The 13,155-nt window shown below is 65.1% G+C and carries 9 protein-coding genes, 3 tRNA genes and 2 pseudogenes; 1 reads left to right on the plus strand and 13 read right to left on the minus strand.

Annotated elements, in window-relative coordinates; all coding sequences use genetic code 11:
* Window positions 1-4: 4 nt before the first annotated feature.
* From AX767_RS03840 to folC, 13 genes and pseudogenes are all read right to left on the minus strand, one after another.
* Window positions 5-1,468 carry an NAD(P)(+) transhydrogenase (Re/Si-specific) subunit beta gene (locus tag AX767_RS03840; RefSeq protein WP_068628790.1) on the minus strand — a complete coding sequence of 488 codons (1,464 nt, stop codon included), beginning with the start codon at window positions 1,466-1,468 and terminating at the stop codon, window positions 5-7.
* A 1-nt stretch (window position 1,469) separates the two neighbouring features.
* Complete coding sequence (locus AX767_RS03845) at window positions 1,470-1,832, minus strand: NAD(P) transhydrogenase subunit alpha (protein ID WP_068628792.1); 363 nt, start codon at window positions 1,830-1,832, stop codon at window positions 1,470-1,472.
* 22 nt (window positions 1,833-1,854) lie between these two features.
* The gene (locus AX767_RS03850) at window positions 1,855-3,066 is read right to left on the minus strand and encodes an NAD(P) transhydrogenase subunit alpha (protein WP_068628794.1); all 1,212 of its coding nucleotides are present in this window, start codon (window positions 3,064-3,066) and stop codon (window positions 1,855-1,857) included.
* 19 nt (window positions 3,067-3,085) lie between these two features.
* Window positions 3,086-4,469, minus strand: a pseudogene (locus tag AX767_RS03855) (NAD-dependent succinate-semialdehyde dehydrogenase).
* Window positions 4,470-5,481: 1,012 nt separating this feature from the next.
* Window positions 5,482-5,558 (minus strand) — tRNA-Asp (locus AX767_RS03860).
* Between the two features lie 70 nt (window positions 5,559-5,628).
* Window positions 5,629-5,704 (minus strand) — tRNA-Glu (locus tag AX767_RS03865).
* 51 nt (window positions 5,705-5,755) lie between these two features.
* Window positions 5,756-5,831 (minus strand) — tRNA-Ala (locus tag AX767_RS03870).
* A gap of 34 nt (window positions 5,832-5,865) precedes the next feature.
* Complete coding sequence (gene gltX / locus AX767_RS03875; protein WP_068628796.1) at window positions 5,866-7,254, minus strand: glutamate--tRNA ligase; 1,389 nt, start codon at window positions 7,252-7,254, stop codon at window positions 5,866-5,868.
* A gap of 12 nt (window positions 7,255-7,266) precedes the next feature.
* On the minus strand, window positions 7,267-8,496 hold the full coding sequence (locus AX767_RS03880; protein ID WP_068628798.1) for an O-succinylhomoserine sulfhydrylase: 1,230 nt from the start codon (window positions 8,494-8,496) through the stop codon (window positions 7,267-7,269).
* Between the two features lies 1 nt (window position 8,497).
* Window positions 8,498-10,006, minus strand: coding sequence for an amidophosphoribosyltransferase (purF, locus tag AX767_RS03885; RefSeq protein ID WP_068628800.1), 1,509 nt, complete (start codon window positions 10,004-10,006; stop codon window positions 8,498-8,500).
* A gap of 13 nt (window positions 10,007-10,019) precedes the next feature.
* On the minus strand, window positions 10,020-10,505 hold the full coding sequence (locus AX767_RS03890) for a CvpA family protein (RefSeq protein WP_068628802.1): 486 nt from the start codon (window positions 10,503-10,505) through the stop codon (window positions 10,020-10,022).
* A 15-nt stretch (window positions 10,506-10,520) separates the two neighbouring features.
* Window positions 10,521-11,384, minus strand: a complete 864-nt coding sequence (locus AX767_RS03895; protein WP_068628804.1) for an SPOR domain-containing protein — start codon at window positions 11,382-11,384, stop codon at window positions 10,521-10,523.
* A gap of 63 nt (window positions 11,385-11,447) precedes the next feature.
* On the minus strand, window positions 11,448-12,743 hold the full coding sequence (gene folC, locus AX767_RS03900) for a bifunctional tetrahydrofolate synthase/dihydrofolate synthase (RefSeq protein ID WP_237288545.1): 1,296 nt from the start codon (window positions 12,741-12,743) through the stop codon (window positions 11,448-11,450).
* 47 nt (window positions 12,744-12,790) lie between these two features.
* On the opposite strand from folC, the pseudogene AX767_RS21810 reads away from it, so the two are divergent.
* Window positions 12,791-13,114, plus strand: a pseudogene (locus AX767_RS21810) (ArsC family reductase); the annotation flags it as partial.
* Window positions 13,115-13,155 lie beyond the last annotated feature (41 nt).

Here is a 13,155-nt window from a genome sequence, read left to right on the forward strand (position 1 = left end):
TCTTTCAGGCCGCGGCTTTCAAGCCGAGCCCGCGCACCGCTTCGATCATCTCGACCAGTACGGCCTGCGCGTCGCCATAAACCATGTGGCAGTTGTCGCCGTAGAAGAGCGCGTTGACGATGCCGGCGTAGCCCTTGCCTTCGCCGCGCTTGATGACGAACACCTTCTTGGCCTGGTCGGCGTTGAGGATCGGCATGCCGAAGATCGGCGACCCCTTGTCGGTGCGCGCGGCGGGGTTGACCACGTCGTTGGCGCCGATGACGAGCGCCACGTCGGTGGTCTTGAACTCGTCGTTGATGTCTTCGAGCTGGAAGATCATGTCGTAGGGCACGCCGGCTTCCGCGAGCAGCACGTCCATCTGGCCCGGCATGCGGCCCGCCACCGGATGGATCGCGAACTTCACGCTCACGCCACCGGCCTGCAACAGCTTGACGAAGTCGAACAGCTTGCCCTGCCCTTGCGCCGCGGCGAGGCCGTAGCCCGGCACGATGATCACCGAGCTGGCATAGCGCATCGCGATGCCCGCATCGCCGGGCTGCATCGGCTTCAGCTCGCCCTTGATCTTGCCCTGCTTGTGCTTGGAGGCTGCGCCGAAGTTGCTGAACACCACATTGCTCACCGAGCGGTTCATCGCCTTGGCCATCAGCAAGGTCAGCAGTAGGCCGGCCGCACCAACTACCATGCCGGCGATCATCAGCGCCGGGTTCTGCAGCACGAAGCCTTCAAGACCGACGGCCAGACCCGTGAAGGCGTTGAAGATCGAGATCACGACCGGCATGTCGGCCCCGCCGATCGGCAGCGTCATCAGGATGCCGAGCACCAGCGCCAGGCCGAAGAAGAGGTAGATCGAGGCCGGCACGGCCAGCACGAGCGCCGACTTGTCGACACTCGCCACGACGAGGTAGGCGCCGACCGCGAGCGTCGCCAGCAAGACCACCCCGTTGACCACCTGCTGCGCCTTGAACCGCAACGGCTTCTCGATCACGCCGTCGAGCTTGGCCCAGGCGATCAGCGAGCCGGAGAGCGACACCGCACCGATCAGGGCGCCGATCAGCGTCACGATCAGCGCCGTCATGCCCTGCGTCTTGCCGCCGAAGAGTTCGACCGCGGCAATGGCTCCGGCCGCACCGCCGCCCATGCCGTTGTAGATCGCGACCATCTGCGGCATGGCGGTCATCGCCACGGTGCGCCCCGCCCACCAGGCCACGCCACCGCCGAGCGCGAGTGCCACGACGGCAAGACCCAGGTTCATCCACAGATCGGGGCGGGCCGCGCTGTCCACGTCGAAGGCATAGAGGAAGCTCGCGAGCACCGCGACCGCCATGCCGATGCCGGCCACCGAGATGCCCGAAGACGCAGTCGCGGGCGACGACATGCGGTGCAGCCCGTACATGAAGAGCAGGGCCGCCGCGAGGTCGGCCGCGCCGATGCCGAGCGACGGCAAGGAGGCGAGCAGGGTCGTTTCCATGTCAGCCCTTCTTCGCGTGCAGTCGCTTGACGCTCGCGGACTTGCCCGCCTTGGCGTGGCCAGCCTTGTGCGCGCTCGGCTTGAACATCGCCAGCATGCGATCGGTCACCGCATAGCCGCCGGCGGCGTTGCCCGCCCCGAGCAGCACGGCGAAGAAGCCGATCACCTGTTGCTGCACGGTGCTGGCGTTGAGCAAGGTGTAGATGCCGCCGACGACGACGATGCCGTGCACGAAGTTGGAACCCGACATCAGGGGCGTGTGCAGGATCGCCGGCACGCGGCCGATGATCACCCAGCCCGCGAAGGCCGCGAGCATGAAGATGTAGAGCGCGACGAAACCGCCGATGGTGATGTGGAAGTCCATGGGATGGGTCCTGGTTGAGGGGTCACGCCGGCGCGTGCTGGGAAATGGAGGGCTTGGGGGGCTTGGCGTCGGGCTTGGCCGCTGCCGACTTCGCCGCTTTTTCCGCTTTTGCCGCGTCGGCTGCCTTGTCCGTTTCGGCGCCCTTGTTCTCGCCCGCGTGCGTCAGCACCGTCTTGGCCAGGATCTCGTCCGACCAGTCGATGGTGACGACGTTGTCCTTCACGAACAGCGCCAACAGGTTGTATTGATTCTTCGCGTAGAGCGCGCTCGCGTCTTCGCCGAGCAGCGACGGCACGTTGAGCGGCGCGACGATGCACACGCGCCCGACCTGGGCCGTCACGCCGGGCTGCGTGTCCTCGCAATTGCCGCCGCCCTCGGCCGAGAGGTCGACGATCACCGCGCCGGCCTTCATGCCGCGGACCTGCGCACGGCTGACGAGCTTGGGTGAAGCCTTGCCTGGGATGGCTGCGGTGGTGATGACCACGTCGGCGGACTGGATGTGCTGAGTCAGAACGTCCGCGACCTTCGCCCTCTCGTCGGCAGTGAGTTCGCGTGCGTAGCCGCCGTCACCGGTCGCATCGACGCCGGTGTCGACGAAGGTCGCGCCCAGCGACATCACCTGCTCCTGCGTCTCGGGGCGCACGTCGTAGCCTTCGACCACGGCACCCAGCCGGTGCGCGGTGGCGACCGCCTCCAGGCCGGCCACGCCGAGGCCCATGACCAGCACGTGGGCCGGCCCGATCGAACCGGCGGCCGAGGTGATCTTCGGCACCACGCGCGCCAGGTGCGACATGCCCAATGCCACCGCGTAATACCCGGCCAGTGCGGACTGGCTGGACAAGGCATCCATCGCCTGCGCCCGGCTGATGCGCGGCACGCGCTCCATCGCGAAGCAGGTGATCTTGCGTTCGAGCAGGCGCTTGACGAGCGCTGGCTCGTTGTGGGCGTAGACGAAGCAGACGAGGATGGAACCCTCCTTCATCGCATCGACCACCTCGAGCGCCGGCGGTTGCACGCACAGCACCACGTCGGCGTCCTTGACGAGCGCGGCGCGGTCAGTGGTGAAGGCGACATCCTTGAAGGCGGCGTCGTCCAGATGAATGGCCGCACCGGCGCCAGACTGCATGTGCAATCGGGCGCCGAGCTTCAGCAGCTTGGGAACCACCGCCGGCACCAGCGCCACGCGGCGCTCGTGGGGCTGGGTCTCGGTCAGAACCGCGACGTTGACGTACATGGTCAAGCTCCGCCGCTGTTCAGACCGGTGCCGGGAAATGCCCCGTGCGCACAAGCTTCTTGTTCACGAACTCCTGGATGCCCATGTTGCCCAGCTCGCGCCCGTAACCCGAGTCCTTGATGCCTCCGAAGGGCAACTCGGCGTCGGACCAGTCGATGTTGTTGACGAACATCATTCCGGTGTCCACCGCGCTCGCGATGCGCTTGCCGCGGGCTTCGTCCTCGGTCCACACCGAGCCACCCAGGCCGAAATCTGAATCGTTGGCCAGCGCGATCGCGGCTTCCTCGTCCTTCACGCGATAGAACGACACCACCGGGCCGAAGAACTCGTCGCGGAAGGCCGGATTGCCCGGCGCGATGTCCGCGAGGATCGTCGCCTGCATGAATGCGCCCGGCCGGTCGATGCGCTTGCCGCCCATGACCAGCGTGGCGCCGCCCTTGACTGCAGCAGCGACCTGCGCCAGGAGCTGGACCAATGCTGCTTCCGTGGACAAGGGACCGTGGGTGGTCTTCTCGTCCATCGGATCGCCGGGGACGAGCGCTTCGAGCGCGGTCTTGAAGCGAGCCAGGAACTTGTCGGCAATCGACTCGAGCACGATGAAGCGCTTGGCCGCACAGCAGGTCTGTCCGGCGTTGTACATCCGCCCCCACACGGCCCAGGGAATGACCTTGTCGAGGTCGGCGTCCTCCAGCACGATGAACGCGTCGCTGCCGCCGAGTTCCATTGAGCTCTTCTTCAGGTTTTGGCCTGCACGCGCCGCGATGCTGCGCCCGGCCGCCACACTGCCGGTCAGGGCCACGCCCTTGATGCGCGGGTCGTCGATGACCTGGTCGGACTGCGCATGCGACACCAGGAGGTTGGTGTAGGCCCCGACCGGCGCACCGGCATCGATCCACAGCTTCTCGAACGCGATCGCGCACTGCGGCACGCAGCCCGCGTGCTTGACGACCACCGTGTTGCCCGCCATTAGGTGAGGGCCGGCAATGCGCGCGAGCTGATAGAACGGAAAGTTCCACGGCTCGACGCAGAAGATCACGCCGAAGGGGCTGCTCTCCATGTGCGCGTGACCGTGCTTCGGATGCAACTTGGTCGGCGCCGAGAAACTCTTCTCCGTGCTTGGCGTAGTACGCCAGGATGTCGCCGCTGAACTTGACCTCGCCACGCGCCTCGCCGATGCGCTTGCCCATCTCGAGCGTCGCGAGCCGGGCGAAGTCGTCGGCATGCGCGTGCAGCAGCGCAGCGGCCTTCTTGACGATGGCTGCGCGCGCGGCGTAGCTGGTCTTTTTCCAGGTCTGGAAGCATGCCTGCGCAGCAGCGAGCGCATGCTCGAGTTGCGCCGCGCTGAGATGCTCGAAGCTCTGGAGAAGTTTCCCAGTGTTCGGGTCGATGCTTTGGTAGGCCATGGTGAGGTTTCTTTCGCAGTTGGGAGAGACGACGACCCGCCGAGGCTGTCGGCTAGGTGCGGAAGGGGAAGGGGAAGGCTAGGCACAGCAGTGATCGACGTCTGTGCGGTGCGGCACACAGCGCACAACGGGTCATCGGAAGTGGCATAACCTCTCCGTGCCAGCGTCCTGATGCCTCTGCTGTCAGCGAGACTGGGGTTTTGCTGACGATTTCGGCGTCGGCGTCGGCGCCGACGAAGCCCTGAGCGGGCCTTAGCTCGCCAGCAACTTTGAGTGCGTGCCGGAATACGGCATCGACCTGCGCTACACGGGCTGGACCGAGCGGCGGTGCCTTCTGGCCTCTGGCGTCCGTTGGGTGCAGTGGGCTTCTACCTGCTTGTGCGGTTTGTGCGGTTTGTGCGGTTTGTGCGGTTTCTAGCGCTGGGCGTAGTGGTGTTTGCACTCTTTGCGGTTCTGGCGCCGCCGGTCGCCTGGGTATTAATTGGCTCTGACAGTGGATCGCGGCAGGGAGCTCACGGGTCCATTCGTCGTTGGAACCCTTCGTGGCGAGCGCTACTCCATCGGCGGATGGAAGTCGGTGCTCAAGGTGTTGACGGACGCTTGCGCCGTCGAGGCTGAGAGACGCGGCGTGACGTTCGAGCGATTCTCACTCCAAGACTTGCGTCCCAAAGGCGTGAGCGACACGTTGGAAGACGGAGCAGAGGATGTGCCGGACGGAACTTTGCCCACCAGCGAACGCATGGTGCGACAGGCTACGACCGACGACGCACGCGTTCGGCCAAGCCGGCGAGATGCCGACGTTCTACAAGCAGTCGATCGGGATGACCGTCTCGGCCGCATGCTCCCCTTACGTCGCCAGCATTTGCGAACCCGCTGCACTGCACAAACTTCTGCGGGAAATGGAGCTCACCGCGAGGTAACTCGTCCGCACTTCCTCATTGAGGGAGTATTCCAAATTTGGAATATAAAAAAGGGTTTGCTACTATTTTCATAGCAGCAAACCCTTACTGGATGGCGGAGCGGACGGGACTCGAACCCGCGACCCCCGGCGTGACAGGCCGGTATTCTAACCAACTGAACTACCACTCCTGGTAGACAACGTTCACTCCTTGCGGAGCCAAGTGCTGACGACTTGTTGCCGGTTTCACTTGCGTAAAACTGGCGACCCTACGGGGATTCGAACCCCGGTAGCCACCGTGAAAGGGTGGTGTCCTAGGCCTCTAGACGATAGGGTCAAAACCTGAGGAACCGCGTTGCGATCAACGCTTATTTTCTCGACGCCAAAATGGTGGAGGTAAACGGGATCGAACCGATGACCTCTTGCATGCCATGCAAGCGCTCTCCCAGCTGAGCTATACCCCCTTGGGTGTCGAGCCTCGAATTATAGCCCGAAAAATCAGACTTCTTTCAACCTCTTCAACACTGTTTCGCGAGAAAAGAGTGAGAGCACCGAATCGAGCGACGGCGTCTGCGCGGTTCCCATGATTAACACGCGAACCGGCATCGCCAAAACAGGCATTTTCAGAGCGTGCGCAACCAACACTTCCTTGATGGCGGCGGCGATGGACGCCTTGTCCCACGGCACGCCGGAGAGCTTGTCGGCGAGCGCGGCAACGGCAGGCCGCACGGCCTCCGTCAGGTGCTGCGCACGATCGGCCTCCGTCACCGTGACGTCTGCATAGAAAGCAGCGGCCCATCCGGCCAGTGCAACCGTGGTCTCGCAGCGGTCCTTGAACAGCGCGCAGATCGCAGGCAAGCGCTCGTCGGCCTCGATGTCGCGCTTGCGCAGTTGGGCGGCCACCAGCGGCTCCAGCGTGGCGTCCGGCGTGGCCTTGATGTATTGCGCATTGACCCATGCTAGCTTTGCCGCGTCCCATTGCGCAGGGCTCTTCGAAAGATGCGAACCGTCGAACCAGCTCACCATTTGTTCGCTCGTGAACAGCTCGTCGTCGCCGTGGCTCCAACCCAGACGCGCAAGGTAGTTGAGCATCGCTTCGGGCAGGTAACCATCCTGTTCGTAAGCCGTGACACTCACGGCGCCGCGGCGCTTCGAGAGCTTCTGGCCGTCGTCGCCAAGGATCACCGGCACGTGACCGAACTGCGGCAGTGGCGCGCCGAGCGCCTGGAAAATATTGATCTGCCAGGGCGTGTTGTTGATGTGCTCGTCGCCACGGAATACGTGCGTGATCGCCATGTCCCAATCGTCGACCACCACCGCGAAGTTGTACGTCGGCACACCGTCGGGCCGCAGGATGATCAGGTCGTCGATCTCGCGGTTGTTGATGGTGATCTCGCCCTTGACCAGATCGGTCCAGGTGACATCGCCCTCGGGCGGATTGCAGAAGCGCACCACCGGCGGCACGCCCTCCGGCACTGGCGGCAACACTTTGCCGGGCACCGGGCGCCAGCGCCGGTCGTAAAGCGTTTTCTCGCCACGGGCGCGCTGCGCTTCGCGGGTGGCTTCGAGTTCTTCGGGTGTGCAATAGCAGTGGTAGGCCGTCCCGGCCGCGAGCATCTGCGCGATCACTTCCTGATAGCGCGCGAGCCGCTTCATCTGGTAGATCGGACCCTCGTCGTAGTCAAGGCCGAGCCAGCGCATCGACGCGAGGATCTGGTCGGTCGAATCCTGCGTCGAGCGCGCCACATCGGTGTCTTCGATGCGCAGCACGAACTCACCTTTGTGATGCCGCGCGTAAGCCCACGAATACAGCGCAGTGCGCGCGGTGCCGAGATGAAGGAAACCGGTGGGAGACGGTGCGATGCGGGTGCGAACTTTGCCGGTCATGGAGACGTGCGATCAGGTATTCAGGGTGGCAAGGCCGCTGAGACCTCGGAGGAGGTCGGCCTGGATGTCTTCGATGTGCTCGAGGCCAACAGCCAGGCGAATCAGGCCCTGCCCGATGCCGGCTGCCTGGCGCTGCGCTTCGGTCAGGCGTCCGTGCGATGTCGTGCCGGGGTGCGTGATGATGGTCTTGGTGTCGCCCAGGTTGGTCGCGATGCTGACCACCTGCGTGCTGTTGATCACATGGAAAGCGTTCGCGCGCGCGGTTTCGGGATCGTTACCGATCACGTCGAACGACAGCACCGCGCCGCCCTGCCCCGACTGCTGGCGCATTGCCAGTTCATGCTGCGGATGCGAGGCGAGACCGGGGTAATAAACGCGCGCCACGCCGGGCTGCGTTTCGAGCCATTGCGCGATCACCAACGCGGCCGCGCTCTGTGCCTGCATGCGGATGCCGAGCGTCTCCATGCCCTTCAGCACGACCCATGCGTTGAACGGCGACAAGGCCATGCCGGCGGTCCGCACGACCGGGCCGAACACGTCGACGATCAGCTTCGAAGGCCCGCAGATGGCCCCGGCCATCACGCGTCCCTGGCCATCCAGATACTTGGTGCCCGAATGGATGATCAGGTCGGCGCCGAGTTCGGCGGGCCGCTGCAGCGCGGGCGAGCAAAAACAGTTGTCGACGGCGAGCAGCGCGCCGGCGCCATGCGCGAGATCGGCCAGCGCGCGGATGTCGCAGACCTCCGTCAGCGGGTTGGTCGGCGTCTCGGCAAACAGGAGCTTGGTGTTCGGCTTGATCGCAGCGGCCCATTCGGCCACATCGGTCTGCGAGACGAAGGTCGTCTCGACACCGAACTTCGCGAACTCCTTGGCGAACAGGTTGAGCGTCGAGCCGAACACCGAGCGCGAGCAGATCACGTGGTCGCCCATCTTCAGCAGGCCCATGCACATCATGAGGATCGCGCTCATGCCGGTGGACGCGCCGATCGCGGCTTCCGTGCCTTCCATCGCCGCGAGGCGCTGCTCGAAACTGGTGACCGTCGGGTTCGACGTGCGCGAGTAGGTGAAGCCTTCCTCGGTGCCGGCGAAGCGGCGCATCGCGGTCTCGGCGTCGGGCTGCACAAACCCGCTCGTCAGGTACAGCGCTTCTGAATGTTCGCCGTGCTGGCTGCGTGCCAGGCCGGTTCGCAACGCAAGCGTGTCGCGGTGCAGGCCAGCCGGCAGGGATTTCTCTTGGCTCACGTCAGTTGCTTTCGCTCATGTTCGGCAGCGCGAGGCGCGAGGAGTCTTCCTCGGTCTCTTCGATGCGCGGCCGGTTGCCGTTCATGCGGTTGATCGACTCGGTGTCGATGTCGCCCGTCACGTACACGCCGTCGAAGCACGAGGCATCGAAGCCGTCCAGTTTGGGGTTCAGCGACCCGATCGCGCGCTTCATCGCATCGACGTCCTGGTAGATCAGCGCGTCGCAGCCGATCAGTTCGCGGATCTGTTCGACCGTGCGGTCGTGCGCCACCAGTTCGTCCTTGGTCGGCATGTCGATGCCGTAGACGTTGGGGTAACGCACCGGCGGCGCGGCGCTCGCGAGGTACACCTTGCGGGCGCCCGCATCGCGCGCCATCTGCACGATCTCGCGACTGGTGGTGCCGCGCACGATCGAGTCGTCGACCAGGAGCACGTTGCGGCCCTTGAACTCGCTCGCGATCACGTTGAGCTTCTGGCGCACCGACTTCTTGCGAACGCCCTGCCCCGGCATGATGAAAGTCCGACCGACGTAGCGGTTCTTCACGAAGCCTTCGCGGTACGGCACGCCGAGCAGGTGGGCCAGTTGCGTGGCGCTCGGACGGCTCGATTCAGGGATCGGAATGATCACGTCGATGTCGCTCGGCGGCACGGTCGAGACCACGCGTTTGGCCAGTGTCTCGCCGAGATTGAGCCTTGCCTGATAGACCGAAATGCCGTCCATGACCGAATCGGGCCGCGCGAGATAAACGAACTCGAAGATGCAGGGATTGAGCGACGGCGACTCCGCGCACTGCATCGAATGCACTTGGCCCTGCAGGTCGATGAACACCGCTTCGCCCGGCGCGATGTTGCGCTCAAACACGTGGCCCGAACCTTCGAGCGCCACCGACTCGCTGGCCACCATGACGGTGCCGTCGGCACTGCGGCCCATGACCAGCGGACGAATGCCGAACGGATCGCGGAACGCGAGCAAGCCATGGCCGGCGATCAGCGTGACCACCGCATAAGACCCGCGCAGCCGCTTGTGAACGTTCTTGACCGCTGCGAACACTTCCGCCGAATGCAGCGGCACGCCGCGCGTCGAGCGTTCGAGCTCGTGCGCGAGAACGTTGAGCAACACCTCGGAATCGCTCTCGGTGTTGGTGTGGCGATGGTCGGTCGAGAACAACTCGGCGCGCAACGCGTGCGCATTGGTCAGGTTGCCGTTGTGCACCAGCACGATGCCAAACGGCGCGTTCACGTAGAACGGCTGCGCTTCTTCCTCGCTGTAGGCGTTGCCCGCGGTGGGATAGCGGACCTGGCCCAGGCCGACGCTGCCCGGCAACGCGCGCATGTTGCGCGTGCGGAAAACGTCCTTCACCATCCCTTTGGCTTTGTGCATGAAGAACTTGCGGTCCATCAGCGTGCAAATGCCGGCGGCGTCCTGCCCGCGGTGCTGCAGCAGCAGCAATGCGTCGTAGAGCAATTGATTGACGGGCGCGGTACTGACAACGCCGACGATTCCACACATGGGGACGGTCCTCTCAGGGAAGGTAACTGGCCAACTTTTCAGGCAATGCAGGTTTCACGCCTTGCAAGGCCTCATCCAGAACAATGGCGCCGCGCGACTCCTTCCACAAGGCCCCGTCGCTCATTGCCAACAAATGAACCACGACCGCGGCGACCAACAATGCCAGCACACCGCGGGCCAGGCCGAAGGCGGCGCCGAGTATCCGGTCGACCGGTCGCAGGCCCACCGCCGCGATCATCTTGCGCGTGAGGGCTGCCACCAGACCCACACCGAACGCCACCGCGACGAACACGAGCACGAAGGCCACCGGATAGCGCCAGACCGCGCCGGCTTCACCAACCGGCATCCAGGCCGCCACATCACCGGCAAACCATTGCGCGCACAGGAAAGCAGCGATCCAGCCGATCAGCGAAATCACCTCGAAAACCAGCCCGCGCACCACGCCGAGCAGCATCGAGAGCACGAGCACCGCGATACCGATCCAGTCGAGCAAGGCCACGGCGGCACGCGGGCGCTACAGCGGCAGCACCGCGGCCGACAGCGACAGGCCCTTGACCTTCGCGGCCGCCTTGTCGGCATCGCCGCGACTGGCGAACGGACCGACACGCACACGCGTGCGCTCGCCATCGGCCGTTTTCGCCACCGTCGTGTAAGTCTTGAGGCCAGCCTTTTCGAGTTTCTGCCGGACTTCCCGTGCCTTTGCGGCATCGGCGAATGCGCCAACCTGAATGGCAAAGCGGCCGGCGTCGTCAGACGCTGCGGGCTTAGCGGCAGAAGCGTCTGCGAACTTGCCATCCAGCAAGGCCTTGGCGCGCGCGCCGTCGTCGGCGGGCTTGGCCGCTGGCTTCGGTTCCGGCTTGGCTTCCGGTTTGACCTCGGGCTTGGGCTTCGCCTCGGGCTTGGATTCCGCTTTCGCTTCGGACTTCGGTTCGGGCTTTGGCTTTGTTTCGGGCTTCGGCTCCGGCTTGTTTTCCGACTTGACGACGGGCGCGGGCTTTGCGGCAGGGATCTCCGAGCCGTCTGCCGCCTCGGTGATCATGCTGCCCGCGGTGGCACCCGAGGCGACGCGCGAGCTTCCCGCATCGGGATTGGCGGCAGCCACGGGCGCGGGGGTTGGCGCCGCCGGAACCACGATCGGCTTGGCCTTGTTGCGATCCGGAATCTCGATCGGGATGTCCACCGCGATGGGGCGCGGCTGCGTGTCGAACAGGAGCGGAAAGCCGATCACGCCAACGAGCACCAGCACGACCGCACCCAGCAAGCGATGGCGTGCGCGACGGCGCATCGTTTCCACGCTTTCAGCGGGCGCTGCTGCGACGCTGGCGTTGCGCCCCTCGTTGCCCGGGGCACCGCCTTTGCGGAACTTGAAAAACGCCATGAAAGTCGATCCCTGATGGAGAGTGCAGCGTGAGCGGAGAAAAGCGCCGTGACAGCGGGCAGTTCAGGCGCCCGGCAACAGGTGTTTGGCTTGCAGACGGGGGGTTCCGTGCACCAGCACGCCACCCACTGTAAAGAACGATCCGAAGACGACGATTCTATCAGCGGGGTCCGATTCATCGATGGCGGCCTGAAGCGCCTCGAGAGGCGCGGCGTGCACGCTGGCGACCACATCGCCGCGCGGGTTTTGCGCCTGCCACCGCTGCATCAGGTCCGCCGCTTTGGCCGCACGCAGCGTCGGCAGGTCGGTGAAATACCAGCGATCGATCAACGGCCCGATGCGCGCGAGGATCGGCGCCAGGTCCTTGTCCGCCATGACACCGAAGACGGCACGCGTGGTCGGAAAGAAACCCATGGCGTCGAGGTTTTCGGCGAGCGCTGCCACGGCATGCGCGTTGTGCGCCACGTCCAGCACCAGCGCCGGTTGCCCGGGCACGATCTGGAAGCGCCCCGGCAAATCGACCATCGACAAACCGGTGCGAATCGCCTGCGCATTGATCGGCAACAGCGGTCGCAGCGCCTCCAGCGCCGCCAGCGCGCCGGCCGCATTGATCAACTGGTTGGCACCCCGGAGCGCCGGATACGCGAGGCCGCTGTAGCGGCGGCCTCGACCGCTCCAGCCCCACTGCTGCTTGTCCCCCGACACGTTGAAATCGTGCCCGAAGCGCCAGAGATCCGCGCCGATGGCCCGCGCGTGGTCGAGCACGCTCTGTGGTGGCACCGGGTCGCTCACGATCGCCGGTTTGCCGGTGCGCAGGATGCCCGCCTTCTCGAAACCGATGCTTTCGCGGTCCGGCCCCAGGAAGTCCATGTGGTCGAGATCGATGCTGGTGATGATTGCGCAGTCGGCGTTGATCACGTTGACCGCATCGAGCCGCCCGCCGAGCCCGACTTCCAGGATGACCGCATCGGGTTTCTCGGCCGCCGCGCAGCGCATCAGCGCCAGCGTGGTGAATTCAAAGTAAGTCAGGCTAATTTCGGCCCGGGCGAGTTCCACTGCTTCAAAGTGCGCGATCAGTTTGGCAGCGTCAACCGCCTCGCCGGCGAGGCGCAGGCGCTCCTCGAAATTCACCAGATGCGGCGAGGTGTAGACCGCCGTGCGGTACCCGGCATGGGTGAGGATCGATTCCAGCATGGCGCAGGTCGAGCCCTTGCCGTTGGTGCCGGCCACGGTGAGCACCGGGCAATCGAAGCGCAGGCCCATGCGCTCGGCCACGGTGCGCACGCGGTCCAGTCCCATGTCGATGTTCTTGGCGTGAAGTTGCTCGGCGTGCGCGAGCCAGTCGGCGAGGGTTTCCATGGAGGCGGAATTGTCGCCGACGCGCCCCGGAGGCATCATGGCGACCCATGATCACCGTCTACGGCATCCCGAATTGCGACACCGTCAAGCGGGCGCGCACCTGGCTCGCCGACCGCGACATCGCCTACCGATTCCACGATTTCAAGAAAGCGGGTGTGCCCGAAGCATCGCTCGACCGATGGCTCGCGACGCCCGGCTGGGACGCGCTGGTCAATCGGCGCGGCACGACCTGGCGTCGCCTCGACGAGGCGACCCGCGACGCGGTCGTCGATGCCGGTTCTGCCCGCAAGGTGCTGCTGGCCAACCCCAGCCTGATCAAACGGCCCGTGGTCGATTGGGGCCACGGCGCGCCTACCGTAGGTTTCGACGCCGCCAATGGGCGACTTTTTCCGCTTGATGCAACGGAACCTGA

Origin of the sequence: Variovorax sp. PAMC 28711, from assembly GCF_001577265.1 — a bacterium.
Lineage (GTDB): Bacteria > Pseudomonadota > Gammaproteobacteria > Burkholderiales > Burkholderiaceae_C > Variovorax.

Excerpts from the sequence above, each read along its gene's own strand:
- AX767_RS03840 (WP_068628790.1), bottom strand. The coding sequence starts at position 1,468 with ATGGAAACGACCCTGCTCGCCTCCTTGCCGTCGCTCGGCATCGGCGCG.
- AX767_RS03845 (WP_068628792.1), bottom strand. The coding sequence starts at position 1,832 with ATGGACTTCCACATCACCATCGGCGGTTTCGTCGCGCTCTACATCTTC.
- AX767_RS03850 (WP_068628794.1), bottom strand. The coding sequence starts at position 3,066 with ATGTACGTCAACGTCGCGGTTCTGACCGAGACCCAGCCCCACGAGCGC.
- gltX (WP_068628796.1), bottom strand. The coding sequence starts at position 7,254 with ATGACCGGCAAAGTTCGCACCCGCATCGCACCGTCTCCCACCGGTTTC.
- purF (WP_068628800.1), bottom strand. The coding sequence starts at position 10,006 with ATGTGTGGAATCGTCGGCGTTGTCAGTACCGCGCCCGTCAATCAATTG.
- AX767_RS03895 (WP_068628804.1), bottom strand. The coding sequence starts at position 11,384 with ATGGCGTTTTTCAAGTTCCGCAAAGGCGGTGCCCCGGGCAACGAGGGG.
- folC (WP_237288545.1), bottom strand. The coding sequence starts at position 12,743 with ATGGAAACCCTCGCCGACTGGCTCGCGCACGCCGAGCAACTTCACGCC.